The 26,460-nt window shown below is 66.8% G+C and carries 23 protein-coding genes; 10 read left to right on the forward strand and 13 right to left on the reverse strand.

The genetic code is table 11. The features are described 5' to 3' along the window. Positions 1-89: 89 nt before the first annotated feature. Genes ACCQ01_RS00855 through glyQ form a run of 4 tightly spaced genes read right to left on the reverse strand, consistent with a single transcriptional unit; the run spans position 90 to position 4,933 of the window. Positions 90-1,664 carry a tetratricopeptide repeat-containing sulfotransferase family protein gene (locus ACCQ01_RS00855; RefSeq protein ID WP_228433242.1) on the reverse strand — a complete coding sequence of 525 codons (1,575 nt, stop codon included), beginning with the start codon at positions 1,662-1,664 and terminating at the stop codon, positions 90-92. Continuing rightward, positions 1,664-3,757, reverse strand: coding sequence for a glycine--tRNA ligase subunit beta (gene glyS, locus ACCQ01_RS00860; RefSeq protein ID WP_228433240.1), 2,094 nt, complete (start codon positions 3,755-3,757; stop codon positions 1,664-1,666). Before glyS ends, ACCQ01_RS00855 begins: the two co-directional genes overlap by 1 nt. Further along, positions 3,754-3,996 carry a hypothetical protein gene (locus ACCQ01_RS00865; RefSeq protein WP_228433238.1) on the reverse strand — a complete coding sequence of 81 codons (243 nt, stop codon included), beginning with the start codon at positions 3,994-3,996 and terminating at the stop codon, positions 3,754-3,756. Before ACCQ01_RS00865 ends, glyS begins: the two co-directional genes overlap by 4 nt. 28 nt (positions 3,997-4,024) lie before the next feature. Continuing rightward, positions 4,025-4,933 carry a glycine--tRNA ligase subunit alpha gene (glyQ, locus tag ACCQ01_RS00870; protein WP_228433236.1) on the reverse strand — a complete coding sequence of 303 codons (909 nt, stop codon included), beginning with the start codon at positions 4,931-4,933 and terminating at the stop codon, positions 4,025-4,027. A gap of 91 nt (positions 4,934-5,024) precedes the next feature. Here glyQ and ACCQ01_RS00875 point away from each other — a divergent pair, with 91 nt between their 5' ends. From ACCQ01_RS00875 to ACCQ01_RS00885, 3 genes are all read left to right on the forward strand, one after another. Beyond that, positions 5,025-6,836: a GspE/PulE family protein gene (locus ACCQ01_RS00875; protein ID WP_011039157.1), complete on the forward strand. Its 1,812-nt coding sequence runs from the start codon at positions 5,025-5,027 to the stop codon at positions 6,834-6,836. Between the two features lie 564 nt (positions 6,837-7,400). Beyond that, positions 7,401-8,165 carry a glutamine amidotransferase gene (locus tag ACCQ01_RS00880; RefSeq protein ID WP_228433233.1) on the forward strand — a complete coding sequence of 255 codons (765 nt, stop codon included), beginning with the start codon at positions 7,401-7,403 and terminating at the stop codon, positions 8,163-8,165. Between the two features lie 45 nt (positions 8,166-8,210). After that, positions 8,211-9,110 carry a BPSS1780 family membrane protein gene (locus ACCQ01_RS00885; protein ID WP_011039159.1) on the forward strand — a complete coding sequence of 300 codons (900 nt, stop codon included), beginning with the start codon at positions 8,211-8,213 and terminating at the stop codon, positions 9,108-9,110. Positions 9,111-9,304: 194 nt separating this feature from the next. Here the strand turns inward: ACCQ01_RS00885 and ACCQ01_RS00890 are convergent, their stop codons facing one another. The 5 genes from ACCQ01_RS00890 to ACCQ01_RS00910 all read right to left on the reverse strand — a co-directional run bounded on the left by ACCQ01_RS00890 (position 9,305) and on the right by ACCQ01_RS00910 (position 12,607). Then, positions 9,305-9,898 carry a hypothetical protein gene (locus tag ACCQ01_RS00890; protein ID WP_228433231.1) on the reverse strand — a complete coding sequence of 198 codons (594 nt, stop codon included), beginning with the start codon at positions 9,896-9,898 and terminating at the stop codon, positions 9,305-9,307. Positions 9,899-10,079: 181 nt separating this feature from the next. Continuing rightward, positions 10,080-10,817: a twin-arginine translocase subunit TatC gene (gene tatC, locus ACCQ01_RS00895; protein ID WP_011039160.1), complete on the reverse strand. Its 738-nt coding sequence runs from the start codon at positions 10,815-10,817 to the stop codon at positions 10,080-10,082. Then, complete coding sequence (gene tatB / locus ACCQ01_RS00900) at positions 10,814-11,401, reverse strand: Sec-independent protein translocase protein TatB (RefSeq protein WP_228433229.1); 588 nt, start codon at positions 11,399-11,401, stop codon at positions 10,814-10,816. The genes tatC and tatB overlap by 4 nt, the downstream gene beginning before the upstream one ends. A gap of 15 nt (positions 11,402-11,416) precedes the next feature. Continuing rightward, the gene (gene tatA, locus ACCQ01_RS00905) at positions 11,417-11,644 is read right to left on the reverse strand and encodes a Sec-independent protein translocase subunit TatA (RefSeq protein WP_011039162.1); all 228 of its coding nucleotides are present in this window, start codon (positions 11,642-11,644) and stop codon (positions 11,417-11,419) included. Positions 11,645-11,716: 72 nt separating this feature from the next. Then, entirely contained in the window at positions 11,717-12,607 is an 891-nt protein-coding gene (locus ACCQ01_RS00910) for a lipid-binding SYLF domain-containing protein (RefSeq protein ID WP_228433227.1), read from the reverse strand. A 153-nt stretch (positions 12,608-12,760) separates the two neighbouring features. Between ACCQ01_RS00910 and hemH the strand changes: the two genes are divergently transcribed. From hemH to ACCQ01_RS00925, 3 genes are all read left to right on the forward strand, one after another. Further along, entirely contained in the window at positions 12,761-13,726 is a 966-nt protein-coding gene (gene hemH / locus ACCQ01_RS00915) for a ferrochelatase (protein ID WP_228433225.1), read from the forward strand. Positions 13,727-13,728: 2 nt separating this feature from the next. Continuing rightward, a complete protein-coding gene (locus ACCQ01_RS00920) occupies positions 13,729-14,613 on the forward strand; it encodes an alpha/beta fold hydrolase (protein ID WP_228433223.1) in 885 nt (294 codons plus the stop codon). 92 nt (positions 14,614-14,705) lie between these two features. After that, positions 14,706-14,987, forward strand: a complete 282-nt coding sequence (locus ACCQ01_RS00925; protein ID WP_228433221.1) for a hypothetical protein — start codon at positions 14,706-14,708, stop codon at positions 14,985-14,987. Positions 14,988-15,224: 237 nt separating this feature from the next. Here the strand turns inward: ACCQ01_RS00925 and ACCQ01_RS00930 are convergent, their stop codons facing one another. The 3 genes from ACCQ01_RS00930 to ttcA form a co-directional block, all read right to left on the reverse strand. Then, positions 15,225-16,010: a YgjP family zinc-dependent metalloprotease gene (locus tag ACCQ01_RS00930; RefSeq protein WP_228433219.1), complete on the reverse strand. Its 786-nt coding sequence runs from the start codon at positions 16,008-16,010 to the stop codon at positions 15,225-15,227. A 42-nt stretch (positions 16,011-16,052) separates the two neighbouring features. Beyond that, positions 16,053-16,961 (reverse strand): recombination-associated protein RdgC, encoded by a 909-nt coding sequence (locus ACCQ01_RS00935; RefSeq protein WP_014509525.1) that lies wholly within the window; start codon positions 16,959-16,961, stop codon positions 16,053-16,055. 65 nt (positions 16,962-17,026) lie between these two features. Further along, positions 17,027-17,929, reverse strand: a complete 903-nt coding sequence (ttcA, locus tag ACCQ01_RS00940) for a tRNA 2-thiocytidine(32) synthetase TtcA (protein ID WP_228433217.1) — start codon at positions 17,927-17,929, stop codon at positions 17,027-17,029. Positions 17,930-18,344: 415 nt separating this feature from the next. On the opposite strand from ttcA, the gene xylA reads away from it, so the two are divergent. Continuing rightward, complete coding sequence (gene xylA, locus ACCQ01_RS00945) at positions 18,345-19,685, forward strand: xylose isomerase (RefSeq protein WP_228433215.1); 1,341 nt, start codon at positions 18,345-18,347, stop codon at positions 19,683-19,685. A 65-nt stretch (positions 19,686-19,750) separates the two neighbouring features. On the opposite strand, the gene ACCQ01_RS00950 is transcribed toward xylA, so the two are convergent. Further along, positions 19,751-20,836 (reverse strand): LacI family DNA-binding transcriptional regulator, encoded by a 1,086-nt coding sequence (locus ACCQ01_RS00950; protein ID WP_029216879.1) that lies wholly within the window; start codon positions 20,834-20,836, stop codon positions 19,751-19,753. Positions 20,837-20,997: 161 nt separating this feature from the next. On the opposite strand from ACCQ01_RS00950, the gene ACCQ01_RS00955 reads away from it, so the two are divergent. The 3 genes from ACCQ01_RS00955 to manD are packed head-to-tail and all read left to right on the forward strand — an operon-like array spanning position 20,998 to position 26,440. Further along, positions 20,998-23,208 carry an alpha-glucuronidase family glycosyl hydrolase gene (locus ACCQ01_RS00955; RefSeq protein WP_267132121.1) on the forward strand — a complete coding sequence of 737 codons (2,211 nt, stop codon included), beginning with the start codon at positions 20,998-21,000 and terminating at the stop codon, positions 23,206-23,208. Next, positions 23,205-25,169 (forward strand): sialate O-acetylesterase, encoded by a 1,965-nt coding sequence (locus ACCQ01_RS00960; protein ID WP_228433213.1) that lies wholly within the window; start codon positions 23,205-23,207, stop codon positions 25,167-25,169. The genes ACCQ01_RS00955 and ACCQ01_RS00960 overlap by 4 nt, the downstream gene beginning before the upstream one ends. A gap of 11 nt (positions 25,170-25,180) precedes the next feature. Further along, positions 25,181-26,440, forward strand: coding sequence for a D-mannonate dehydratase ManD (gene manD / locus ACCQ01_RS00965; RefSeq protein WP_228433211.1), 1,260 nt, complete (start codon positions 25,181-25,183; stop codon positions 26,438-26,440). The last annotated feature ends 20 nt before the right edge of the window (positions 26,441-26,460 follow it).

The following is a 26,460-nucleotide window of genomic DNA, read 5'->3' on the forward strand; positions in this document are numbered from 1 at the left end:
ATCAGAGGGCCACGCGGGCGGGGCGATACCTCAAAGGGATGGGCTGCAGCGGCGCGTCGGGCAATGACCCAGTGCCCCAGGCAAGTGGCTCAGATCAGCCCGGCCTGCAACAAGGACTGCCGCAGCGGCTCCAGCTGCGTGGCATAGCGGCGCCATTCTTCGACGTTGCGTGCATGCACGCCTTCGCGCACCTGTACGCTGCTCAAGGTGGCCGAGGCCGCCGCATTGCGGGTGATGTCGACCTGCTCCGGTTCGATCTCCAAGCCGCAGCGCGCCATCAACTGTTCCAGGATCGCAGATGGCGCGCGCACCATCTGCGCATAGTCCACATCGATCACACGCCCGGGCAAGGCCGCGCGCCACTGCGCCATCAATGCGTGGTACGCCTGGTAATGACGCGCGAGCGTGGTCAGGTCGTAGCTGTACGCATACGAGTCACCGAACAGCGCACGGTAGTTGGAGAAACACACCGCCATGGGGTCGCGCACCAGATGCACGATCACCGCATTGGGCAGGGCGCGAGCAATCGCGCCGATCGCAACGGCATTGGCCGGCAGTTTGTCGATGAACCAGCGCGCGCCACCGGCACGCCATTGGGTCTGTTCCAGATAACGCTGGCCGATCTGCGCGTAGTCCAGTGTGGGAAACGCCTGCAGCAGGCGCGCGTCCAGCAGGCTGCGGCCCGCCTGGTCGGCCCCCCAGCGCAACTGATGACCAAAGTCGTTCAATTCCCCAGCCGACACGATCTGCGAATGATTGCCGAGCATGCGCTCCAGCACCGTGGTGCCCGAACGTGGCAGGCCCAGCACGAAGATCGGTTGCGGCCCCTGCATCTGTTGCGCACCGGGCGTTGAAAACACGCCCTGCTCGGCCAAGGCACCCAACTGCGCATACAACCCGGCCTCGGCGGCGGCGTCATGGCGCAGGCGGGCATGCATCACCGCATTGCCGTGCGCAAGTGCCTGCCAGGCGCCCTCGGTATCGCCCAGATCTTCCAGTTCCTTGTACAACGCAAAGGCGATCGCAGCGCGATCTTCACTTTGCGGCGCGGCCTGACGCAGCTGGTACTGCAAGTGGTCGACATGGTTGCTGGCGTGGGTCTGGCGGCGCAGGCGCGCACGCGTCAACGACGCCCGCCCATAGCCGGGCGACTGCGCTAATACATGCTCCAGCGCCTGCGCGGCCGCATCGAGCTGCCCGTTGAATTGCAGCTGCACGGCCAGGAAAAACCGAAAGTCCGCGCCATCGAAGCCAGCGGCCTGCGCGCGTTGCATCATCGCCAGCGCTTCGGGGTGTTCGCCCAGCGATTGATGCACGTGCGCCAGCAGCGCCAAGGTCGCGCCATCGTGACAGCCGGTGACCGAAGGATGCCGCAACAGTGCATGCAATGCGCGGTGCTCGCCAACACGCAGCAGCGCCTGCGCCACCCGGCAACGCAAGGCCACATCATCGCCCAGGTCCTGGGCGGCCAGCCGCAACTGCGCGACGGCTTCGCGCATCCTGCCGCTGGCGAGCACGGTGCCGGCCAGCAGCACACGTGCCGCAACATGCGCAGGCTCTTCGGCCAGCAATGCCTGCAACGCGGCTGCCGCCACGCCCATGTCGCGACGTGCCAGCGCGGCCTGGGCGTGTTGCCAGTGAACCGCGCCGGCGGAGGTCGCCATCAGCTGGACAGATGCTCGATGGCGGCCACGCTGCCCAGGCGGTCGCCGAGCTTCTTCAGCAGGGCGAGCCGGTTGGCGCGCAGCTGTGGATCGTCGGCATTGACCATCACGCCATCGAAGAATGCATCCACCTGCGGGCGCAGGCGCGCCAGGCGGGCGAGCACGGCGACGTAGTCGTGGCGGTGCAGCGCATCGCCGGTGTCGCCGATGGCCGCTTCCACTGCTTCGGCCAGGGCTTCTTCGGCCGGTTCGCGCAACAGCGTGGTGTCGATGTCGCCGGGAATCTCGCCTTCGACCTTGCGCAGGATGTTGCGGATGCGCTTGTTGGCTGCAGCCAGCGCTTCGGCCTCGGGCAAGGTGGCGAAAATGCCGATGGCGTCGATGCGGCGGTCGAAGTCGTAGAGGGAGGCGGGCTTCAACTCGGCAACGGCATTGAAGTGCGTGGCCGCGACGCCCTTGTCGGCGTAGTAGCCCTTCAGGCGGTCGAGGATGAAGTCGTAGAGATCCGCCCGTACCGTCTCTGTGTTGCGGTCGGCATGCGGTTTCACTGCATCCGGCAACGACGCCAGGCCCACATCAATCAGCTTCGGCAGATCCAATTCAAATCCAGACTCAATCACCGTCCGCGCCAACCCCAACGCATTACGCCGCAACGCAAACGGATCCTTGTTACCCGTCGGCTTCAATCCAGCCGCAAAGCCACCAGCCAAGGTATCCAACCGCTCGGCGATTGCCAGCACCTTGCCCAGCGGCGAGAGCGCGATGTCATCGCCGGCAAAACGCGGCTGGTAGGCCTCGTCGATCGCCAGCGAAATTTCGCTCGGCTCACCGGCAGCCTTGGCGTAATGCCGGCCGGCGATACCCTGCAGTTCTGGGAACTCGTTGACCATGCGCGACTGCAGGTCGTTCTTGGCCAATTCCGCGGCGCGACGCGCCTGCACCGGATCGGCACCTACTTGCGGCGCAATTGCTTCGGCCAGCGCGGCCACACGCGCCACCTTGTCGGCCACCGTGCCCAGCTTGGCCTGATACGTGACGCTGGCCAGGCCCGCGCCCATCGCCTCCAGCCCCTGCTTGAGGTCTTCGTCGAAGAAGAACTTGGCATCGGCAAACCGTGGTCGGATCACGCGCTCGTAGCCCTTGGCCACTTCGGCGACATCCTTGGAGACGATATTGGCAATCCCGATGAACTGCTCGGTCAACTTGCCGCCGTCGTCCAGCACCGGGAAGAATTTCTGGTTGATCTCCATCGTCTCGATCAGCGCTTCCTGCGGTACCGCCAGGAACGCGCGCTCGAAACTGCACAACACCGCCGACGGCCATTCGACCAGGTTGACCACCTGCTCCAGATTGTCGTCGCTGATGCGTGCGCTGCCGCCGGCCTGCCTGGCGGCCGCATCGACTTCTTCGACAATGCGCGCACGGCGTGCATCGGCATCCACCAGCACGTGCGCGGCGCGCAGTGCGTCGATGTAATCGCCCGGCGCCGCCAGCGCGATGTCGCCGTCATGCATGAACCGATGGCCGCGGGTGATGCGGTCGCCACGCACACCCAGCAGCTCGGCAGGAATCACGGCGTTGCCGAACAGCAACACCAGCCACTGCACCGGCCGCGCGAAGGCGTATTCGTGCGCACCCCAGCGCATCGGCTTGGGGATCGGCATGGCAGCAATCGTTTCGCGCAGGATCTCCGGCAGCAGCGCGGCGGTCTGTGCGCCCGGCGTCACCGCGCGATGCACGAAGCGCTCGCCCTTGGCGTCACTGGTGCGCTCCAGCGCGGTCCAGTCGATCCCGGCCTTGGCCGCAAAACCGGCCAGCGCCTTGGTCGGGTTGCCCTCGCCATCGAGCGCAATGTTGAGATACGGGCCCAGCACTTCGGAGCGTTGCTCGGGCTGCTCGGTGGCCACGCCCGGCAGCAGCACGGCCAGGCGCCGCGGGGTGGACAGCGGCTTGGCATCGCCACGGGTGACGGCGACGCCGCGCTTTTCCAGCCCGGCCAGTACGCCGTCGAAGAAGGCCTGCGCCAGACCCGGCAGCGCCTTGACCGGCAGCTCTTCGGTGCCCAGTTCGATCAGCAGGGGTTGCATGCTCATATCACGTCCTTCCGGGTCGCCAGCAGGTCGCCGCGCCCAATCGTTTTGTCTTTCGACTTGCCGCGGCCAGCGCGGTCGTCGCCATTGATTGCCAGCAGCCAGAGTCCGGCCACCGGCAGCAGAAAGCAGCCAAACAGGAACCAGCCCAGTGCGTTGCGGCCGCGCTGCTGCGCCCACCAGGCGCAGAAGTAGCCGAACGCCAGCGGCGCCGACCACAGCGCGCCAATCACCCAGATCATTTCGCTGTTCGGTCGCACCGGTCTCGGCTCAGCGCTTCACGCCGGGAAAGCCCAGCTTCTCGCGTTGTGCGTAATACGCCTGCGCCACGCCTTGCGACAACGTGCGCACGCGCAGGATGTAGCGCTGGCGCTCGGTCACGCTGATCGCACGGCGCGCATCCAGCAGATTGAAGGCGTGGCTGGCCTTGGTGACCTGCTCGTACGCAGGCAGCGGCAGGCCCACCTCCACCAGATGCTTGGCTTCGGCCTCGCAGGCGTCGAAGCGGTGGAACAGCTCTTCCACATTGGCATGCTCGAAGTTGTAGGCGCTCTGCTCCACTTCGTTCTGGTGATACACATCGCCGTAGCTCACCGGCGTGCCATCCGGGCCATAGGTCCACACCAGGTCGTAGACGTTGTCGCAGCTCTGCAGGTACATGCACAGCCGTTCCAGCCCATAGGTGATCTCGCCGAGCACCGGCTTGCACTCCAGCCCGCCAGCCTGCTGGAAGTAGGTGAACTGGGTCACCTCCATGCCGTTGAGCCAGACTTCCCAGCCCAGCCCCCAGGCGCCCAGCGTGGGCGATTCCCAGTTGTCTTCGACAAAGCGCAGGTCGTGCACCAGCGGGTCGATGCCCAGCGCCTTGAGCGAGCCCAGGTACAGGTCCTGGATGTTGTCCGGGTTGGGCTTCATCGCCACCTGGTACTGGTAGTAGCGCTGCAGCCGGTTGGGGTTTTCGCCGTAGCGGCCATCGGTGGGACGGCGCGAGGGCTGCACGTAGGCCGCATTCCACGGCTCCGGTCCCAGCGCGCGCAGGAAGGTGGCCGGATGGAACGTGCCCGCGCCCACTTCCAGGTCCAGTGGCTGGATCAGCACACAGCCCTGTTCGGCCCAGTACTGGTTGAGGGTCTGGATCAGGCCCTGAAAAGTGATTGGAACGCGCCGGGAATCGGACATGCAGCAAAGGCCGTGCGGAAGGGGTGCGCTAGTATACCGGCCGACCCGTAGCGCTTTGCCGCGGGAGCACCGCCGCAGGGGACTACAGCAGATGGAACAGCGGCGCCCGGCCGATCCCAGCACCTCCGCACCGCTGCCGCGCGGACGCCTGATGTTCGATCCGGTGGCAGCCGCGCTGCTGGCCGATGGCATGGTGGTGCCGCACGAACACGAGCGCGTGCAGTTCTCCGCCGCCGGCGTGCGCAACGCCAGCGAAGTGCATCCGCTGGTGCTGCTGGCCAACCTCAAGCTGCACGCCGCGCAGCCGCCAGCCGGTGAGCTCGGCCTGGAGCGGCTGACCGAATGGCTGGCCACCCGCACCGGGCTGCGCTACCTACGCATCGACCCCACCCGCATCGACGTGGCCGCGGTCACCGGCGTGGTCTCGCATGCGTATGCACGCCGCCACCGCATCCTGCCGCTGGCACTGGACGCCGAGCGCGTGCTGGTGGCCACCAGCGAGCCGCTGGCGCTGGACTGGCTGGCAGACGTGCAGCACCTCAGCCGCCGGCGCATCGAGCTGGCGCTGATCAACCCGCTGGATCTGCACCGCTACACGATGGAGTTCTTCGGCGTCACCCAATCGGTGCGTGGCGCGCGTGGCGATGCGCGCAGTGCCGAACCCGGCTCGGGCCTGCCCAGCTTCGAACAGCTGGTGGAACTGGGCCGCGCCGGCGACGTCAACGCCGACGATCACCACATCGTGCATATCGTCGACTGGCTGCTGCAATACGCCTACGAACAACGGGCCAGCGACATCCATCTGGAACCGCGCCGCGAAGCCGGGCGTATGCGTTTTCGCATCGACGGTGTGCTGCACAAGGTGCTGGAAGTGCCGCCCACGGTGATGACCGCGGTGGTCAGCCGGATCAAGGTGCTCGGGCGCATGGACCTGGCCGAACGCCGCCGCCCGCAGGACGGCCGCATCAAGACCCGGTCGCCGGGCGGGCGCGAAGTGGAAATGCGTCTGTCCACGATGCCCACCGCGTTCGGCGAGAAGTGCGTGATGCGTATCTTCGACCCGGATTCGGCATTCAAGAGCATCGAACAACTCGGCTTCAGCGCCGAAGAAGCCGCCGGCTGGAGCGCGCTGGTGGAGCGCCCGCATGGCATCGTGCTGGTCACCGGCCCGACCGGCTCGGGCAAGACCACCACGCTGTATTCCACGCTCAAGCGCCTGGCCACGCCGGATGTGAATGTCTGCAGCGTGGAAGACCCGATCGAAATGATCGCCCCCGAATTCAACCAGATGCAGGTCCAGCAAAACATCGACCTGGATTTCGCCAGCGGCGTGCGCACGCTGCTGCGGCAGGACCCGGACATCATCATGATCGGCGAAATCCGCGACCTGGAAACCGCGCAGATGGCGGTGCAGGCCTCGCTCACCGGGCATCTGGTGCTGTCCACCCTGCACACCAACGATGCCGCTTCGGCGATCACCCGTCTGCTCGATCTGGGCGTGCCGCACTACCTGGTCGCCTCCACGCTCAACGGCGTGCTTGCCCAGCGGCTGGTGCGCACGTTGTGCGTGCATTGCAAGCGCCCGCACACGCTCAGCGAGGCGGATTGGGCGGCCATCCAGGAACCCGGCGAAGCCTTGCCGGAGGTGCTCACCGTGCACGCCCCGGTCGGCTGCCTGGAATGCCGCCGCACCGGTTACCTGGGCCGCGTGGGCCTGTACGAACTGCTGCCGGTGACCCCACGCTTGCGTAGCCTGATCCGCGCCGACACCGACCTGGCCAGTTTCAGCCAGGCCGCCCGCGGCGACGGGCTACGCACCCTGCGCCGCACCGGCCTGGAAAAGGTCGCCGCTGGCCTGACCACGGTGGAAGAGGTGCTGTCGGTGTTGCCACCTCGGGAATAGCGGATTGCTGGGGTTTGCACCGTTAACGGCGCAGGCAACCCTCACCCCAACCCCTCTCCCGGCGGGAGAGGGGCCTTGATCGCGCCCCGGCCCGCGTTTGCGACGTGGGCGCCCCAAGGCACGCGCGCCAGTGGCGCGCAAGCCGTGCCCTCTCGCCCGGGCGGTAGAGGGGCTCGCTCCGTTCTCACACCGTTGCTCCCTTCTCCCAGCGGGAGAAGGTGCCCGAAGGGCGGATGAGGGTACATCAGCACGCACATGTCGCCATCGGCGGGGGAATTCTCACCATTGACCAAGTCCACGGCACGGCCGAGGACGGCCGAATCAGTGGCGCGGCGATCACTGCACAATCAAGTCGGGGACCAACGTGACCCAAACTATCTCAGCCATCACTGCTCTTCCCTGCACAGCGCGCGTAGCCAGCCCCCCCGCCTAGCCCGGTCTCCAAACCTCATACATAGCCATCCGGCATAACCTTAGCTACATGCGTTGGCACGCCAGTTGAAAAAACCCGGCCGCTGCTGCCTACAATCGGACCCATCCATCGCTGCCGGGTGTTTCGTCCGCATGTCTGCCTTGCCGTTCCTGATCATCGAAACCGGCCACCCTGTGTCGGGGATGAAACGGTACGGGCGATTTCCGCATTGGATCCGCGTGGCGGCCGGGCTGGCCGAGCGTGAGACGGTGGTCATCGATGTCGCCAACGGCGACCGCCTGCCCGACCGCCGCGGCTTTGCCGGCACCTTGATCAGCGGTTCGGCCGCGTTCGTCACCGATCGCGCCGACTGGAGCGAGCGCAGCGCCGAGTGGCTGCGCGATGCCGCCCACGCCGGCATGCCCTTGCTAGGCATCTGCTATGGCCACCAGTTGATCGCACACGCGCTTGGCGGGCAGGTCGACTACAACCCAGCCGGGCGCGAATCCGGCACCATCGCCCTGGAACTGCACCCACCCGCGCACGAAGACCCCTTGTTCGCCGGGCTTCCGCCGCAGTTCCCGGCGCATGCCACCCATTTACAGACCGTGCTGCGTGCGCCCGACGGCGCGGTGGTGCTGGCGCGCTCGCCGCAGGATCAGTGCCACGCGTTTCGCTGGGGCCAGTCCACCTGGGGCGTGCAGTTCCACCCCGAGTTCGCCACCCACCATATGCGCGGCTATGTGCGCGCGCGGGCGGACTGCATCGCCCGCCACGGCCGCTGTGCCCGCACCGTGGCCAACGAGGTCAGCGCCGCACCGATGGCGCGCAAGCTGCTGCGGCGCTTCGTCCACCACGCACGTGGCTTGCAAACTGTGGCCGGCCATCCCGCCGCGCACACGCAAAAGCAGCGATAATCCCCATTCGCCGGGTGGTCCGGTGCGTATCGATCCGGAATGGGAATGAGCGAAATCCGCAAGGTGCCGGCATCTGCCGGCGCAGAATGGCTGTTGACCGGGTTCTCCCTGCTGAAGCGGGCGCCGCTGGCGCTGGGCACGCTGGGGGTGATCTGGAGTGTGGCCGCCACCCTGGTGGTGTCGCTGTCAGTGCTGGTGCCGTTGCTGGGCCCGGCGCTGCAATTCCTGATGGTGCTGGCCGGCCCGTTGTTCATGGGCGGCCTGCTGTGGGCGGTGCGCGAAGTGGACGAAGGCCGCGTTGCCCGCCCCGGGCACCTGCTGCACGGCCTGCAGGACGGCCGCGCGCCGCATCTGCTGGTCTCGCTGTTGCCGCAGTTGCTGGCCGGCCTGGTGCTGGGTGTGCTGCTGCTGGTGATGATCGGCCCGAGCGGGCTGCAGCAGCTGTCCGAGGTGATGGTCAAGATCAACGAGATCAGCCAGTCCGGCGCGCAACCGGACCCGGTGCAGATCGAGCAGCTGGCTGCCAGCTTGCCGGCCGGCCGCATCCTGCTGTGGTTGCTGCTGATGGTGGCGACCTTCGCCGCGCTGACGCTGGCCCTGTTCGTGATGCCGCCGCAGGTGATGTTCGACCGCAGCACCGGCGGCCATGCGTTGCGCGAAAGCCTGCGCGCCAGCCTGCACAACCTGCCGGCGATGCTGGTGTTCTTCGTACTGGCCTTCATCGCCATCTTCGCGATCTATTTCGCGGTGATGATTGTGGCGCTGATCGTCGGCCTGGTGGCCGGCCAGACCGTGGCGATGTGGCTTGCCCAGCTGCTGCTGATGGCCGTGCTGATGCCGGTCTTCGCCGGCTCGGTATACGCGGCCTGGAAGCAGATGTTCACCCACGAAGGCGCCGTCGCCCGCCCGCCGCCGCCCTCGCGCCCGGACGTATTTGCTGCCTGATACCGCAGCATCCGTAAGAGCGCGCTTGCGCGCGATGCGGCTCTACCGGTAAGGCCTCGTCGCGCACAAGTGCGCTCCTACCAGAAGCCATTCTGGCGAGCGCGGAGGCTAGCTTCTCTCGACGCCGGAGATTTCCCGGAAAAGCCCATCGCGCCCGGGTGCGCTCCTACGAAATTCGATCCGGTTCCGCAGCGTCAGACCGTATGGTCGAGTTCCACCCGAACGGTCGTGATGCAGTCGGGTATGGCGCCAAATGGCAATGGATGCGCTGCAAACACGTTTTCGTAAATGATCACCTCCGCACCTGAGCGCGTTGCGTGCAGATGCCCCACGCCGCTGAAAGACGTGTTCGCAGTCTCCCGCAAGCGCGCATTGCGCCCGTGGAAAAGACCGCTTGCCGCACGGCCAGACGCATCGATTCGGACCGTCAGCTCGCCATACATGGCGCTGAGAAAGTCATTCTGTTCGGTACCGAACAGCTGCATCGGATCAACCGTGTTGTGAATCAACAAGATGGCCGGCATGCCCGCACTGGCGGCGACGCGCAGCTGGGCACGCGCCTCGGCAATCTTCTGACGGACGTGCCAGCCAATGGTTCGTGACCATCCACCGTCTGGATCGACTCCGCGTCTACTTTCGATCTGCTTGATTTCGACGGCCACCGCCGTGCTGCCCAGCCGGACGTGATAGTCGGGTGTACTGGCAGACGTCTCGGCAATCCGCTGACAGTCCAACCGATGGTGGGCGCAGAAAATCTCGAATAGCTGCTCCGAAGCGGTTTTCGGCATTTTCGATCCAACCTGGTGGCTGGATGCAGCCTACGCGTCTGTCAGCACCTTCGTGTCCGGGAGCGTGTTTGTACCCGTGCCACGGCATCCGTAAGAGCGCGCTTGCGCGCGATGAAGCGCTACCGGTAAAGCCTCATCGCGCACGAGCGCGCTCCTACAAGCAGCCGTACTGCTGCGCGCACTAACTCGCCTTCGGCGCCACGGCACGTGAGGCGATGATGCCCAGTTCGTAGAGCAGGCACATCGGGATGGCGAGCATCAGCTGCGAGACCACGTCCGGGGGAGTGAGCACAGCGGCCAGGACGAAGATGCCGACGATGGCGTAGCCGCGGCCTTCGCTCAGCTGCTTGGGACTGACCCACCCCATCAGCACCAGGATCACCAGCGCCACCGGCAACTCGAAACTCGCGCCGAAGGCGAAGAAGATCGCCAGCACGAAGTCCAGGTAGGAATTGGCGTCCGGCGTAATGGCGATGACGTCCGGCTTGAAGGTCGTCAGGAAGTGGAACACCGCCGGCAGCACCAGGAAGTACGCAAACGCACAGCCGATGTAGAACAGCGCCACCGCCGAGGCCAGCAACGGGAAAGCCAGCTTCTTTTCGCGCTGATACAGGCCCGGCGCCACGAACGCCCAGGCCTGGTACAGCAGCCACGGCACGCTGAAGAACACCGCCACGAAGAAGGTCAGCTTGAGCGGGGCGAAGAACGCGCCGGCCGGGTTCATCGCGATCATCGTCTGCCCCAGCGGCAGCTGCGAGATCAGCGGGGCGGCGAGCCACGAGTAAATGGTGCGCGAGAACGGCAGCAACGCGATCAGCACCACACCCAGGCCGATCAGCGCGCGGACCAGCCGGCTGCGCAATTCGACCAGATGCTCGATCAGACTGCTTTCGGCCTGTGCGTCGTCGAACAGGCTCACGGCGTCTTCTCCTGGGGACTGGTGCTGCTGGCGGTCGCCGACGCGGTGGGAGCATGCGTCGTGACCGGGGTGGAGGTCAGGCTGCCGTGCGGTGCCGGCACCAAGGTCTGCTTGGGCGCTGGCGCCATCGGTTGTGCCTGGGCGACCACCGGCGCAGGCGCTGGAACAGGCGCGTGCGGCTGCGCGCTGCCGGGCTCCAGCACCACCGGCGCATCGGCCGGCAGCTCTAGCGGTGCGGCAAGCGGCGTGGCGCTGGTGCGGATGTCGATATCGCGGCCGACCTCGTCGTGGAGTTCGCGTGCTTGGTCATGCAGGCCGCGTGCGCCGTCTTCGACCTGTTGCTGCGTGTTGCGCAGCTGGCCTTCGGCTTCGCGCAGCGACGCCTGTACATCCTGCAGGCTGCGCTTAAGCTCTTCGGCTTCGAGCTCGCGTTCGAGTTCCTGCTTGACCGAATCCCACTGCATGCGCGCGCGGCGCACCCACAACCCGGCAAATCGCGCGGCCTTGGGCAGGCGCTCTGGACCGAGCACCACCAGGGCAACCACCGCGATCAGCGCCAGCTCGCTAAACCCAATATCGAACACGGACGCTGTTCCGGATCAGCGCGCGTCGCGGTCGCGCTCGGCCTGCGCCTCGCGGGCCTGCTCGGCGCTACGCGAGTCGTCGCCGAGCTTGCCAGCTGGCTTGTCGTCGTCGTGCATGCCCTTCTTGAATTCCTTGACTGCGCTGCCGAGATCCTTGGCACCACTGGTGAGCCGCTTGGTGCCAAACACCAGCAGCACGATCACCAGCACGATCAGCCAGTGCCAAATGCTGAAACTGCCCATGATCCGCTCGCTCGCTTGAAGAATAGGAGACTCAGGATACCCCACCGCACCGCGCAGGGGGATGACAGCCGGTCAGCGGTTGCCGTCCAGTGATTCGGTGCGGATTTCACCATCGGACACCGGCTGAAAGCCTTGCTGCTGTGGCGGCGTGGCCGAAGGCTGGATCGGCATGGTGCTGGCCTCGTTGCTCGGCGGCGTCGCCGGAGCCTGCGCGGGTGACTGGCTGACCGGGCGCGGCGCGGGCGGCGGCGTGTCGCCATCGCTGCTGCGGTTGGTGCGCGCGGTATAGGTGACCTCTTCCAGACGGTCGCGGAAGGCGATCACGTCGGTGGACGGGCGCTCGTTGGTGCGGCCTTCGAAGATCATGCGCGGGGTGGCGCCGCCGCCGTAGGCGTTGAGATCGGCGGCATCGTCGATCTGCAGCACCGCGCCATCCAGCGCCACGCCGGCAAACAGGCCGCGGGCGCGCGACCAGGACCAGATTTCGGCCTTGAGCTGGCCGTCGGTGGCAGCGGCGGCGTTGCGGCCCACCGGGCCTGCGGCCACGCCGGCATCGGCGCCCAGGGTGAACTTGCCGTTGACGATGTTGTCCAGGCTGCGGTCGTTGCGGAACACCAGCACCACGTCGGAAGACTGCACGCCGGCCTGGAAGCCGATGCTGCCGCCGGTGAGCTTGACGAACACCGGCTGCGACCAGCTGCCGTCGGCGTTCTTCATCGACATCAGGCCGTGGCCGCGACGGCCGCCAATCACCAGGCCGGCCTTGAGCGTGTCGGGGATCACTACGATCGCGCGTGCCTCGTCGAGCAGCTTGTCGGGGATGGCCTGCTCGGGGATGTTCATGATCTCGTTGAGCACCCGCACCGCATTACGCGCGCGCTGGTCCTCTTCCGGGCCCGCCACGGCATGGCCGGCGGCGAAGGTCAGCGACAACAACAGGGCCAGGCGCGACAAACGGGGCATGACAAGCTCCAAAGGACAATCCGTCAAAGATAAATCAATGGCGCGACGTTAGTCGCGGGGCAATGAATCGGTGGTGAGCGCAATCGGGTTCAGACAGGCCCGATCGCAGTGATCGGATCGGTGCATTCGGCACGCTCGCCAAGCTCTGCCAGAATGGTCGCCATGAACACCACTTCCGACACCGCCCTGCTGGTGGTCAACCTCGGCACCCCCGAGTCGCCCACTGCCCCGGCCGTGCGCCGCTACCTGGCCGAGTTTCTCAGCGACCGCCGCGTGGTCGCCATCCCGCCGCTGTTCTGGAAGCCGCTGCTGTATGGCGTGATCCTGCCCATCCGCGGCCCCAAGTCGGCAGAAAAATACGCCAAGGTGTGGCTGCCGGATGGCTCACCGCTGGCGGTGTACACGCGGCGCCTGACCGAAGGCCTGCAGCAGGTCATGCCCGACTGGCACGTCACCTGGGCCATGCGCTACGGCGCGCCGGCCCTGCGCAAGGCGATGGATGGCCTGCGTGCACGCGGCATCAAGCGCATCGTGGTGCTGCCGCTGTATCCGCAGTATTCGACCACCACTACCGCCTCGATCCAGGACGTGGTCGATGCCTGGCGCCCGAGCGCGCCGGAGATCGCGGTGGAGGTGATCCAGGACTATTGCGAAGACGCCGGCTGGGTGGCGGCGATCGCCGATTCCATCCGTGCGCACTGGCAGGTGCATGGGCGCAGCGAGAAGCTGATGTTTTCCTTCCATGGCCTGCCGCAACGCGTGGCCAACGCCGGCGACCCGTATCCGCAGCAGTGCGAACGCAGCGCGCAGGCGATCGTCACCGCGCTGGGCCTGGGCCCGGATGCGTGGCAGATGGGCTACCAGTCGCGCTTCGGTGCAGAACGCTGGTTGCAGCCGTATGCCGAACCCACGCTGTGGGCACTGGCCGAGGGCGGCGTGCGCAGCTTCGACCTGGTGTGCCCGGGCTTTGCCACCGACTGCCTGGAAACCCTGGAAGAAGTGGCGCTGGGCTTTGCCGAAACGCTGGCCGAACGCGGCGCCATGCTGAGCTACATCCCCTGCCTCAATGACAGCACCACGCATGCGCAGGCGTTGGCCGCAGTGGCCCGCCGCGCGTGAGGTTGCAGCCGTTTCACTGCGACCTGCCGATTGGCCGCATCACCGGGCTGCGCACTGCCGAGCGCGGGTCACGCCGGGTGTTGGCGCTGCATGGCTGGCTGGACAATGCGGCCAGCTTCCTGCCACTGAGCGCGCACCTGCCGGCCGAGGCGCTGGATCTGGTGTTGCTCGACCTGCCCGGCCACGGCCATAGCGCGTGGCTGCCGGTGGGCGCCGAATACACGCTCAGCAGCGCCATCCACAATTTGCTGCTGGTGGCCGATGCGCTGGGCTGGGAACGCTTCACCGTGCTGGGCCACTCGCTCGGCGGCGGCGTGGCCAGCCTGATGGCCGCGGCCGCGCCGGAACGGGTCGAGGCCTTGATCGCCATCGAGGCGCTGGGCGCGCTGGCCGAGCCGGTGGAGAGCACCGCCAGCCGTCTGCGCGAGGCTGTCAGTTCCACGCGCACGCTGGCGCAGCGGCCGCTGCGGGTGTTCCCGTCGATGGAGATGCCGGTGCGTGCGCGCATGATGGCCAACCAGCTCACCGAGTCGGCGGCCCGCCTGCTGGTGGAGCGCGGCGTGCGCGTGGTGGAAGGGGGCTACAGCTGGTGCTCGGACCCGCGGCTCACCCTGCCCACCGCCATCCGCATGACCGAAGTGCAGATCGATGCGCTGTTGAGCAGCATTGTTTGCCCCACTCAGGCCATTTTCGCCACGCCGGCGCAGCCGTATTTCCCCGACGACTTGCGCGACCATCGTGTGGCGATGGTGGCCGATGCGCGCCTGCATCTTTTACCCGGCACGCACCATGTGCACATGGAGGCACCCGAAGCGGTGGCCGCGGTGATCAACGCGTTCCTGGCCGGGCTGCCGGCGCCGCGCGTGCAAGAACACACGCTCCGCTGATAACGGCATTCGATAGATGCTTGCTGTGATACACGCATCATCTGCAATTGTGTGCACGGCGGATCACTGCACATCACCATCGAGGTCTCGCGTTGAACACGCCTGTCCACGTTGTCACCGCGATCGAAGCATTCCAGGCGTGGCACACGCCGTGGACATTCTTCGACAGCGTGTGCGCAGCACTGCAAGCGCAGGAACGCCCTCTTCTGCAGCAGGTCTGGGCCGCAGCCTGCGACCCGCCGCTATGGCGCGGCAACGCGCCGCTTGCTGTGATGATTGATGCCGTGCAGACCGCATTGGCCACCCGTTATCCGTGGCTGTCGTCGCGTGCGTGTGGGCAGCTGGCGCGCGCAGCGGCGTATGCGTGGCGGTAGCGAGAGGCACGTGGCCGCCGCACGCACTGCCGTGAGTTTGCCTTGTCCAGCCCGACCCTGCCCGTTCTTCCAGCACTGTCAGGCGTCGGCGAATCAAGACGGCTGGACAGATGGGAGAGCTCGGTGTGGCGTCAGCGCACCACGCGTCCGTTCTCTGGCGCCAGTGACGTTGCGTTCGCCCAAGTGTCCAGCACGCGCGCACAAGCCCCGCACGCACGCACGCTTAGGCGCCGACGATCACTCCGCCTGCAGCAACCGTCGCAATTGCGCCTTGAGCTGGCGGCCGTGTTCGTGGAAATAGCTGCGCTCGTCGCGCCAGGCGGGAAAGCGCTGTTCCACCTCGGCCCAGAACGCCGGCGAGTGGTTGGCCTGCACCAGATGGCAGAGCTCGTGCACCAGCACGTATTCGAACGCCGAGGGGCGGCCGAGCACCAGCGCCAGGTCCAGCGCCAGCGAGCCGTCCGGTGCCAGCGAGCCCCACTGCGAAGACATCACCTTTAGCCGCAGACGGGCAGGCGCGCGCGGTAATCCTGGCAGGTAGGTGGGCAGCCAGCGGCCGAGATCGGCGCGCGCCTGCGCTTCGTAGAATTCCTTCAAGGTGCGCCGCAGCCCGGCGTCCCCCAGGCGCGCCGGGACGTGGAACTGGGCGCCGTCATCGGTGATGTCGATGCGGGCATAGCGGCCGTCGTGCCAGCTCAACGGCAGCAACGCGCCGCGCAACGGCAGCAGGCCGGGCACGCCACGCTCCAGCGGCGGTAGCGCATCCACCTGCTGGTAGCGCGACAGCTGCGTGCTCAGCCAGTCCAGATGTGCGTGCAAAAAACGCTCGCCGGCCACCAGGCTTGCACGCAGCGGCAGGGTCAGCCGCGCGCCGCGTTCATCCACGCTGAGCTTGATGCGCCGCGCGCGTGGGTCGCGCACGCGCAGCACGACGATCTCGCGCCCTTCCAGCTGCAGGCGCACGCAGTCGCGTTCGACGACCTGCGGTGCGGGTGCGATGAGGCGGCGGACAGGCTTGAACATGGCCACAGGATAGCGCTGCGATGTGTCAGCCGGTGAGACCGATCAGGCCTCGGCCTTGCTCAGCTTCAAGGCGTCTTCCAGCAACAGGAACAGGCGTCGCACTTCGGCGCTCATCAGCGCAAAGCGCGCGTCGAGTTCGGCACGTGCGCCGTCGCCTTCGCTGTGCTCGAGCTGGTCCAGTGCGCCATCGAGGAACTTGAGCTTGCGGATCACCAGATCGTCGCCGAGCACGAAGGACAGGTTGTCGTCCATCACCAGGGCCAGCTTGGTGACCTGCTTGCCGGCTTCCAGGTGCTTGTCGATCTCGTCGCCGCGCAATTCCTGGTGCTGGCACTTGACCACCGCACCGCCTTCGATCGGGTCCTTCATCTCGCACTCTTCGCCCAGGCTCAGGCCTTCGGGCAGCGGTTCGCCGGCGATCCAGCCGGTGAGGATCGCACGCGGGGCGACTTCGGCATTCAAGGGCAGCGCCGGGAAGCTGCCGAGTGCGCCGCGGATCTCGCTCATCACGTTCTCGCCGCTCTTGCGGCTGGAGGTGTTGACCGCGATGTAGCCGTGCTGCAGGTCCAAGATGGCGTCGGTGCGCGAACTCTTGACGAAGGCACGCGGCAGCAGCTCATGGATCAGGTCGTCCTTCAGACGCTTGCGCGCTTTGCCACCCGGGCGGCGGCCTTCCTTCTCTTCGATCTCGGCCACCTTGCGCTCGAGCAGATCGTTCACCACCGCGCCGGGCAGGATCTTGTCCTCGCCGCCAACGGTGAGCCACAGGAAATCCTCGAGCCGGTGCGAGAGTACTTCGTGCTCGTCGCGGCCGAACGGGGAGATGAATCCGCGCGAGGTCATTTCCAGCGGGCCAACCGGCTTGAGCTGCACCTGTGGCAGCAGCGTTTCGATTTCGGAAAAATCCAGGGTGGTCGGGAAGCGGAACAGCGTGAGATTGCGAAAGAACATGCGAAAGACCGAAGAGGAGGAAAGAAGGTGGCGCGGGAGTGAGGTGGTCGGTAACGAAGTCTGCGCTAGTCGCGCGCGTACTCGGCAGCGCTGCCGGCCAACCAGCCAGCGGCATCGGGCAGCGGTGCGTCGGCGCCGCCGCCCAATCCCAGAAAATCAAATAACGTGCGGTCGGCCAGCTGCTCGGGACGCACATCGCCCAGCGCGCGGGCGATCTGGTCCACGCGGCCGGGCTGCTCGCGGTCCCACTGCTGCAGCATGCGCCCGACCTGCTGGCGCTGCAGGTTTTCCTGGCTGCCGCACAGGTTGCAGGGAATGATCGGGAATTGGCGGGCCTGCGCATAGGCGGCGATGTCGGCCTCGCGCACATAGGCCAGCGGGCGGATCACCACATGCGCACCGTCGTCGCTGCGCAGCTTGGGCGCCATCGCCGCGAGCCGGGCGTGGTGAAACAGGTTCATGAAAAAGGTCGCCACGATGTCGTCGCGGTGATGGCCCAGCGCAATCTTGGTCACCCCGTGCGCCTGCGCGTAAGCGTAGAGCGCGCCACGGCGCAGCCGCGAGCACAGCGAACACATCGTCTTGCCCTGCGGAATCACCCGGCTGACCACCGAATAGGTGTCCTGTTCGATGATGTCGAACGGCACCTGCTGGGCGCGCAGGTAGGTGGGCAGCACGTCGGCGGGAAAGTCCGGCTGCTTCTGGTCCAGGTTCACCGCCACCAGCGTGAACGGCACCGGCGCCTTGCGCTGCAGCTGCAGCAGCATGTCCAGCAAGGTGTAGCTGTCCTTGCCGCCGGACAGGCAGACCATGACCTTGTCGCCGGGGGCGATCATGCCGAAATCGGCAATCGCCTGGCCCACCGCGTGGCGCAGCCGCTTGGCCAGGCGCAGCGGCTCGCGCTGCAGCCGCGGGGTGCGCGGAGCGGGATCGGCCAGGGGAAGCGGCAGCGGCAGGACAGCGGTCATAAGCCGGCCATTGTAGCTGGCCGGACCGCCGCTGCCTGAGCGCTGGCCCGCTGGCGCGGTGTGACTGCGCCGATGCCGGCGATGGCCGCCGCGCCTGCCTTGGCGGCGGCCGGCCGCTGGCGGCCCCGCCCCTGCGGCAATTGTGTGACAGCGCACGCGGCCGCGCTGCGCATCTCGCAGCGCAGCAAGCCTTTCTGGCGCGGGCTGGGTAAAGTCGCCCGGACCGTTCGACGCAGGATCGGCATGACCCACTCGGCTTCGCTGCATGGCGCGGCTTTTTTCAGTCGCAGTTTTGGTAGCGCTAACATTGCGCAATCCCCGAGCGTGCGCTGCATGCAACCCTGCTCCGCGCGCAGCACCGTCACGGCGTTGCGCGCAGCCCCATTGCCCTCTCCCTCTGCAGGAGCTTGACCCCATGAGCAACACCGTTTTCATCGGCGCGAAAGAATATTTCCCCGGCATCGGCAAGATCGGCTTCGAAGGCCGTGATTCGGACAACCCGCTCGCGTTCAAGGTCTACGACGCCAACAAGCAGGTCGCCGGCAAGACCATGGCCGAACACCTGCGCTTTGCAGTGGCCTACTGGCACAGCTTCTGCGGCAATGGCGCCGATCCGTTCGGCCCGGGCACGCGTGCGTATCCGTGGGATGTAGGCAACACCGCGCTGGCGCGTGCCGAAGCCAAGTCCGATGCCGCGTTCGAATTCTTCACCAAGCTCGGTGTGCCGTACTACTGCTTCCACGACATCGATCTGGCGCCGGATGCGGACGACATCGGCGAGTACGAAAACAACCTCAAGCACATGGTGGGCATCGCCAAGCAGCGCCAGGCCGACACCGGCGTCAAGCTGCTGTGGGGCACCGCCAATCTGTTCTCGCACCCGCGCTACATGAATGGTGCCTCCACCAATCCGGACTTCAACGTCGTGGCGCGCGCCGCAGTGCAGGTCAAGGCTGCGATCGATGCCACGGTGGAGTTGGGCGGCGAGAACTACGTGTTCTGGGGCGGCCGCGAAGGCTACGCCTGCCTGCACAACACGCAGATGAAGCGTGAGCAGGACAACATGGCGCGCTTCCTCACCCTGGCACGCGACTACGGCCGCGCGATCGGCTTCACCGGCAACTTCCTGATCGAGCCCAAGCCCATGGAGCCGATGAAGCACCAGTACGACTTCGACAGCGCCACGGTGATCGGCTTCCTGCGTCAGCACGGCCTGGACCAGGATTTCAAGCTGAATATCGAAGCCAACCACGCCACGCTGTCGGGCCACAGCTTCGAGCACGATCTGCAGGTGGCCAGCGATGCCGGCTTGCTCGGCAGCATCGATGCCAACCGAGGCAATCCGCAGAACGGCTGGGATACCGACCAGTTCCCGACCGACCTGTACGACACCGTCGGCGCGATGCTGGTGGTGCTGCGTCAGGGCGGGCTGGCACCGGGCGGGCTGAACTTCGATGCCAAGGTGCGGCGTGAATCGTCCGACCCGCAGGACCTGTTCCTGGCCCACATCGGCGGCATGGACGCGTTCGCACGTGGGCTGGAAGTGGCCGACGCACTGCTGACCTCTTCGCCGCTGGAAACCTGGCGCGCGCAGCGTTACGCCAGCTTCGACAGCGGCGCGGGCGCAGACTTTGCCAACGGCACCAGCACGTTGGCGGATCTTGCCAAGTACGCCACCGGCAAGGGCGAGCCGACGCAAGTCAGCGGCCGCCAGGAAGCCTACGAGAACCTGATCAATCAGTACCTGACGCGTTGATGCCTCGCTAATGCTCGCCCAGTGCATCGGGCGAGCGTGCAATGCCGTGACGCTGGCGACAGCGTTTACGGCCCGGCGGAGGGCTGCTCTGCCGCGTCGGCTGCCGGTGCAGCCACCGAATCCCGCTTGACCAGCAGGTGTGCGACCACATGATCGACCATCGTCCGCGCGGGCCGCTCCTTGGCGCGAATCGTCTTCAACAAGATGTCCAATGCGGCATCGGCCATGGCGGCGATCGGCTGCTGCACGGTGGTGAGTTCCGGCCACACCGCGGTGGCGGCGGAGGTATCGTCGAAGCCGACCACCGACAGATCTCGCGGCACATCCAGCCCACGCCGGTGCGCGACCGAAATGGCAGCGGCGGCCATGTCGTCGTTGCTGGCGAAGATCGCGCTGGGGCGCCGCTTGCGTGCGAGCAACTTTTCGGCCGCAAGCAGACCCGAGCGGTAGGTGTAGTCGCCAGGTTGCACCAGGTGACGATCCAGGCGCAGGCCGGCATCGGACAGCGCGGCCTGGAATCCCTCAAAACGCCGCGTGCTGGCCGACAGGTTCGGATGGCCGGCGATATAGCCGATGCGCGTGTGGCCCTGCGCGATCAGATGCTCGGTGATTTCCTTGGCGGCGGCGAATTCGTCGATGCGCACACAGGCCACATCCGGGCTGAAATGGTTGGAGGCGATTGCCACCACCGGCACCTTCGCACGCACCAGCTCCAGCACCGCCGCCTTGGATTCGCACAGCGGCGGCGGCAGGATCACACCAGCCACGCCCTTGGCGAGCTTGCGTGCGGCCTTGCGCTCGGCATCGGCGTCCAGATCGTCCCAGCAGTCGATGACCAGCTGGATCGAGGTGCGCGATGCCACACGCAACACACCGAGCAGCAATTCGCGCAGATACGCACCGCTGGGGTCGCTGTAGATCAACGCGATGCGCGTGCTCTGTGCGGCGGCCAACGCGCTGGCAGCGAGGTTGGGGGTGTAACCCAGTTTGTCGACTGCGCGCATGACGCGCGCGCGCGTGGCGTCGCGCACATTGCCGTTGCTGTTGACCACGCGCGATACCGTCATCGGCGAGACCTTGGCCAGCGCTGCCACCTCGTTGATGGTGATCGCACGGCTGGTGCGGCGGACCGATTTCCTGACCTTCTCCAAGCGTGGCCTCTTCAAATGGCTGACGAACATGCGGTATGCAAGCGCACCGCGGCGCTGGTGCAGCGACGAGCAACGCGCCTGGCTGTGCGTCGCATGGTACCGGGAAGCAGGCAGAGCGGCGACAGGCACGCACATCACGATCAGGCAACCGGATGCAAGGTATGAGCGCACGCATGACCAGGAAATTTGTGCGGCGCACGCAGGCCGCCTGCGCGCATTGGCTGCTGCTGGCGTTGCTGGTGTGCAGCGCGGTGTTGCCAGCGATGACCGCACATGCCGAGGACGGCTACGATTTATGGTTGCGCTACCATTTATTGCCCGATGCGGCACAGAAGCAAGGCAGCGCGCGCGAATTGGTCGTGCTGGGCGCAACGCCCACGCTGCAGGCGGCCGGTGACGAGTTGCAGCGCGGCCTGCACGGTCTGCTCGGTGTGGCGCCGGCGCCGACGCAAGCCGCCACGCGCGATGGCGCGATCGTGCTGGGGACCGCGCAGACACCGCAGATTGCCGCATTGGGCCTGGCAACCCAAGCGTTGGGGCGCGAGGGTTACCTGATCCGCAGCACGCGCGTGGATGGGCACCAGGCGACCGTGATTGTCGGCGGCAGCGATGTGGGCGTGCTGTACGGCGCGTTCCATCTGCTGCGGCTGGTGCAGACCGGGCAGTCGCTGAGCGCGCTGGATATCCGGCAGACGCCACGGCTGCAGCTGCGCCTGCTCAATCACTGGGACAACCTGGATGGCGTGGTGGAGCGCGGCTATGCCGGCGCCTCCTTGTGGAACTGGCAGACCCTGCCCGGCTACCTGGACCCGCGCTACACCGACTACGCACGCGCCAACGCCTCGCTCGGCATCAACGGCACGGTGCTCAACAACGTCAACGCCAAAGCGTGGAGCCTGACGCCGCAGTATCTGGACAAGGCCGCGGCGCTGGCCACGGTGTTTCGCCCCTATGGCATCCGCGTGTTTCTCAGCGCGCGCTTCAGTGCGCCGATCGAGATTGGTGGCTTGAAGACCGCCGACCCACTGGACCCGCAGGTGCAGCGTTGGTGGCGTGAAACGGCCGATGCGATCTATGCGCGCATCCCTGATTTTGGTGGTTTTTTGGTCAAGGCCAATTCCGAAGGCCAACCGGGCCCGCAGGATTACGGCCGCAGCCACGCCGACGGTGCCAACCTGCTCGCCGATGCACTGGCGCCGCACGGCGGCGTGGTGATGTGGCGTGCGTTTGTCTATTCGCACGAGCAACCGGACGACCGCGCCAAGCAGGCCTATAGCGAATTCCTGCCGCTGGATGGCGCATTCCGCGACAACGTGATCGTGCAGGTGAAGAACGGTGCGATCGATTTCCAGCCGCGCGAGCCGTTCCACCCGTTGTTCGGTGCAATGCGCAAGACGCCGCTGATGCCCGAGTTCCAGATCACCAAGGAATATCTAGGCTTCTCCACGCATGTGGCCTACCTGGGCAGCCTGTTCTCCGAAACGCTGCAGGCCGATACCTATGCGCGCGGCAAGGGCTCGACCGTGGCCAAGACGGTCGATGGCAGCCTGTTCAAGGCCACCACGCGCTCGCCGCTGACCGGGATTGCCGGGGTGGCCAACATCGGAGCAGATCGCAACTGGAGCGGCTCGATCTTCGACCAGGCCAACTGGTATGCGTTCGGAAGGCTGGCCTGGGATCCGGATCTGCGCCCGGAAGCGATCGCGCAGGAATGGGTGCGCATGAGCTTTTCCAACGACACCGCGGTGGTCACGCCGGTGGTGGACCTATTGCTGCGCTCGCGCGAGGCGGTGGTGGATTACATGACCCCGCTCGGCCTGCATCATTTGATGGGGCGTGGCCATCATTACGGCCCGGCACCGTGGGATGCCGGCAGCGAGCGCCCGGACTGGGACCCGGTGTATTACCACCGTGCCGATCGCAACGGGATTGGATTTGATCGCAGTGCCAGTGGCAGCAATGCGGCTGCGCAATATGCCGCGCCGGTGGCGCGCGTGTTCGGCTACGTGCAGCGCGTGCCCGAGCGTTACCTGCTGTGGTTCCACCACGTGCCATGGGACCACCGCATGGCCTCGGGGCGGCCGCTGTGGGACGAGCTGGTGTGGCATTACGACCACGGCGTGGATGAAGTGCAGCAGATGCGTGCGACGTGGCAGCAGCTGCACGGCCGCATCGATGCGCAGCGTTACCAACAGATCGCAGCGTTCCTGGCGATCCAGCAGGACGAGGCGCAGTGGTGGCGCGATGCCAGCATTGCGTACTTCCAGCAGGTGTCCGGCCGTGCGTTGCCGGCTGGCACGGCGCCACCGGCGCATCCGCTGGCGTACTACCAGGCGCTGAAGTTTCCATACGCACCGGGGAACCCGAAATGAGTGCACGGACACGGGTGGCATTGATCGCGGCGCTGGGCGTGTTGCTCGCACCTTCCCATGCAGCGGCGGCCGATGCGCCATTGCTGCATGCGTTATTCCAGCCGCACATGGTGCTGCAACGTGATGCGCCGATCCGGCTGTGGGGCGATGCGCCGGCCGGCGAACAGGTGACGCTGCGCCTGGGCGAGCAGCAGGTGCAGGTGCGTGCCGACCGCCAGGGGCGTTGGCAGGCACGCCTGCCGGCGCGTGGCGCCGGTGGCCCGTACACGCTGAGTGCGCGCAGTGCAGGCGGCGTGACCCAGCAACTGGACGATGTGCTGGTGGGCGATGTCTGGCTGTGCTCGGGCCAGTCCAACATGGAGCTGCAGGTGCATCGCACACTGGATTCCCGCAGCGAAATCGCCGACGCCGATCACCCCAGCATCCGCATGTTCAAGGTGCCGGCGCAGTCCAGCCCGACCCCGCAACGCAGCTTCGCTGGCGCTGCCGTCTGGCAACCCACCACGCCTGAGACGGTGAAGGATTTCTCGGCAGCTTGCTATTACTTCGCACGCGAACTGCAGAAGACCGTGGCGGTGCCGATGGGCTTGATCAATGCTTCGTGGGGCGGCTCGCAACTGCAGGCGTGGATCGGCGACGCCGCACTGCGCGCGGCCGGCGATGATGGCCCCGCGCTGGACGTGCTGGCGCGTTACGCCAGCAGCCCGACCGATGCCGCACCACGCTGGGGCAGGTTATGGGAAACCTGGTGGCATGCGCATGGCGACGGCGCGCCGTGGCAGCCGGATGCGCCGGGCGCATGGCAACCCGCGCCGGCCACGCTCGGTGCCTGGGACGAGTGGGGCGTGCCGCAGCTGGTCGGTTTCAACGGCATGGTTTGGTACCGCAGCACTGTTGAGCTCACCGCGGCGCAGGCCGCGCAGGACGCCACGCTGCTCCTCGGGCCGGTGGACGAACTGGACCAGACCTGGGTCAACGGCCATGCGGTGGGCAGCAGCTACGGCGCCGACCAGCCGCGCCGCTACAGCGTGCCACGTGGGCAGCTGCAGGCCGGGCGCAACAGCATTGTGCTCAACGTGCTCAACACCTACCGCCGTGGGGGATTACTGGGCGATGCGTCCTCGCGTGTGCTGCAGCTTGCCGATGGCAGCCGCGTGCCGCTGGATCGCCCCTGGCAGTACCAGATCGTTCCCACCGCAGTAGGCACGCCGCCCCGCGCGCCCTGGTCGTCGGCGGCCGGGCTGACCACTTTGTACAACGGCATGATCGCCCCGCTCGGCCAGCTGGGCCTGCGCGGCGTGCTCTGGTACCAGGGCGAATCCAATGCCGGCGATGCGGCGCACTACCCGGCCTTGCTGGATGCCTGGCGGCGCGACTGGCGGCAGCGCTTCGGCGCGCAGCTGCCGCTGCTGGTGGTGCAGCTGGCCAACTACGGCATGCCGCCTACCCAACCGGTGGAAAGCGGCTGGGCGCAACTCCGCGAAGCGCAGCGCCGCTTCGTGGCCGGCGATGCGCATGCCGGGCTGGCGGTGGCCATCGATATCGGCGACCGCTACGACATTCATCCGGCCAACAAACAGGAGCTGGGCCGCCGCCTGGCACGCGCGGCGCGGCATGTGGTGTATGGCGAGGCGATTGCCGCTTCCGGCCCGGTACCGCGCGATGTGCAACGCGATGGTGAGGCACTGCGCGTGCGCTTCGATGCCGTGGACACTGCCTTGCAAAGCTACAGCGCCAGCGCGCCGATCGGCTTCGAGGTCTGCGGCGCGGCCAGCGGCAGTTGCCGCTATGCGCCGGCCAGCGTGCACGGTGACACCGTGACGCTGCGCGTGCCGGCCGACCTGCAGGCCACACGCGTGCGCTACTGCTGGGCCGACAGCCCGGTGTGCACCTTGTACGACCGCAGCGGCCTGCCTGCAGGCCCGTTCGAACTTCCCATCACTGCCGCCACTTCCCGATGAGCGAGACCCCGATGTCACAGACCGTCGACTCCCCCTCCCCGCTGCAAGGCTCGGCCCGCGATCGCGAGATCGTCGAGGCGCGCGTCATCGTCACCTGCCCGGGGCGCAACTTCGTCACCTTGAAGATCCGCACCCGCTCGGGCATCACCGGGCTGGGCGATGCCACGCTCAACGGCCGCGAACTGGCGGTGGCGGCGTACCTGCAGGAACACCTGGTGCCGAACCTGATTGGCCGCGATGCCGGGCGTATCGAGGACATCTGGCAGTTCTTCTACCGCGGTGCGTACTGGCGGCGCGGGCCGGTGACGATGAGCGCGATTGCCGCGGTGGACGTGGCGTTGTGGGACATCCTGGGCAAGATGGCCGGCCTGCCGCTGTACCAGTTTCTGGGCGGGCGCTCGCGCGAAGGTGCGCTGGTTTACGGCCACGCCAACGGCCGCGACATCGCCGAAACCAGCGACGAGGTGGGCCGCTTCCGCGAGATGGGCTTTATCGCCATCCGCGCGCAATGCGGCGTGCCCGGCATCAAGAAGACCTACGGCATCTCCAGCGGTGGCAAGCCGTACGAGCCGGCCGAGAGCGAACTACCCACCGAAACCGTGTGGTCCACGCCGCGCTACCTGGGGGTGGTGCCGAAGTTGTTCGAGCAGCTGCGCGCCGACCACGGCGATGAGATCGAATTGCTGCACGATGCGCACCACCGCCTCACGCCGATCGAAGCCGCGCGGCTGGGCCGCGACCTGGAGCCGTACCGCCTGTTCTGGCTGGAAGACGCCACCCCGGCGGAAAACCAGCGCGCGTTCGAAGTGATTCGCCAGCATACGGTGACGCCGCTGGCGGTGGGCGAGGTGTTCAATTCGCTCTGGGACTGCAAGCACCTGATCGAGCAACAGCTGATCGACTACATCCGCACCACCATTGTCCATGCCGGCGGCATCACGCACGTGCGCAGGCTGGCCGATTTCGCCGCGCTGCATCAGGTGCGCACCGGCTTCCACGGCGCCACCGATCTGTCGCCGGTGTGCATGGGCGCGGCCCTGCACTTCGACACCTGGGTGCCCAATTTCGGCATCCAGGAATACATGTTCCATTCCGACGAGGCCAATGCGGTGTTCCCGCACGACTACGTGTTCCGCGACGGGCGCCTGCATTGCGGGGAGACGCCCGGGCATGGCGTGGACATCGATGAAACCCTGGCCGCGAAGTACCCCTACGTGCCCAAGCAGTTGCCGATCGCGCGTCTGGAAGACGGCGCGATGTGGGACTGGTGAGGCGCATGCGTGCCTTACTG

It is taken from the genome of Xanthomonas sp. NCPPB 4037 (genome assembly GCF_041475695.2).
In the GTDB taxonomy this organism is placed as follows: Bacteria; Pseudomonadota; Gammaproteobacteria; order Xanthomonadales; family Xanthomonadaceae; genus Xanthomonas; species Xanthomonas campestris.

Excerpts from the sequence above, each read along its gene's own strand:
- ACCQ01_RS00890 (WP_228433231.1), bottom strand. The coding sequence starts at position 9,898 with ATGCCGAAAACCGCTTCGGAGCAGCTATTCGAGATTTTCTGCGCCCAC.
- ACCQ01_RS00865 (WP_228433238.1), bottom strand. The coding sequence starts at position 3,996 with ATGATCTGGGTGATTGGCGCGCTGTGGTCGGCGCCGCTGGCGTTCGGC.
- ACCQ01_RS00885 (WP_011039159.1), top strand. The coding sequence starts at position 8,211 with ATGAGCGAAATCCGCAAGGTGCCGGCATCTGCCGGCGCAGAATGGCTG.
- glyS (WP_228433240.1), bottom strand. The coding sequence starts at position 3,757 with ATGAGCATGCAACCCCTGCTGATCGAACTGGGCACCGAAGAGCTGCCG.
- ACCQ01_RS00955 (WP_267132121.1), top strand. The coding sequence starts at position 20,998 with ATGAGCGCACGCATGACCAGGAAATTTGTGCGGCGCACGCAGGCCGCC.
- manD (WP_228433211.1), top strand. The coding sequence starts at position 25,181 with ATGTCACAGACCGTCGACTCCCCCTCCCCGCTGCAAGGCTCGGCCCGC.
- glyQ (WP_228433236.1), bottom strand. The coding sequence starts at position 4,933 with ATGTCCGATTCCCGGCGCGTTCCAATCACTTTTCAGGGCCTGATCCAG.
- ttcA (WP_228433217.1), bottom strand. The coding sequence starts at position 17,929 with ATGACCGCTGTCCTGCCGCTGCCGCTTCCCCTGGCCGATCCCGCTCCG.
- ACCQ01_RS00910 (WP_228433227.1), bottom strand. The coding sequence starts at position 12,607 with ATGCCCCGTTTGTCGCGCCTGGCCCTGTTGTTGTCGCTGACCTTCGCC.
- ACCQ01_RS00880 (WP_228433233.1), top strand. The coding sequence starts at position 7,401 with ATGTCTGCCTTGCCGTTCCTGATCATCGAAACCGGCCACCCTGTGTCG.
- ACCQ01_RS00875 (WP_011039157.1), top strand. The coding sequence starts at position 5,025 with ATGGAACAGCGGCGCCCGGCCGATCCCAGCACCTCCGCACCGCTGCCG.
- xylA (WP_228433215.1), top strand. The coding sequence starts at position 18,345 with ATGAGCAACACCGTTTTCATCGGCGCGAAAGAATATTTCCCCGGCATC.
- ACCQ01_RS00960 (WP_228433213.1), top strand. The coding sequence starts at position 23,205 with ATGAGTGCACGGACACGGGTGGCATTGATCGCGGCGCTGGGCGTGTTG.
- hemH (WP_228433225.1), top strand. The coding sequence starts at position 12,761 with ATGGTCGCCATGAACACCACTTCCGACACCGCCCTGCTGGTGGTCAAC.
- ACCQ01_RS00855 (WP_228433242.1), bottom strand. The coding sequence starts at position 1,664 with ATGGCGACCTCCGCCGGCGCGGTTCACTGGCAACACGCCCAGGCCGCG.
- ACCQ01_RS00930 (WP_228433219.1), bottom strand. The coding sequence starts at position 16,010 with ATGTTCAAGCCTGTCCGCCGCCTCATCGCACCCGCACCGCAGGTCGTC.
- tatA (WP_011039162.1), bottom strand. The coding sequence starts at position 11,644 with ATGGGCAGTTTCAGCATTTGGCACTGGCTGATCGTGCTGGTGATCGTG.
- ACCQ01_RS00935 (WP_014509525.1), bottom strand. The coding sequence starts at position 16,961 with ATGTTCTTTCGCAATCTCACGCTGTTCCGCTTCCCGACCACCCTGGAT.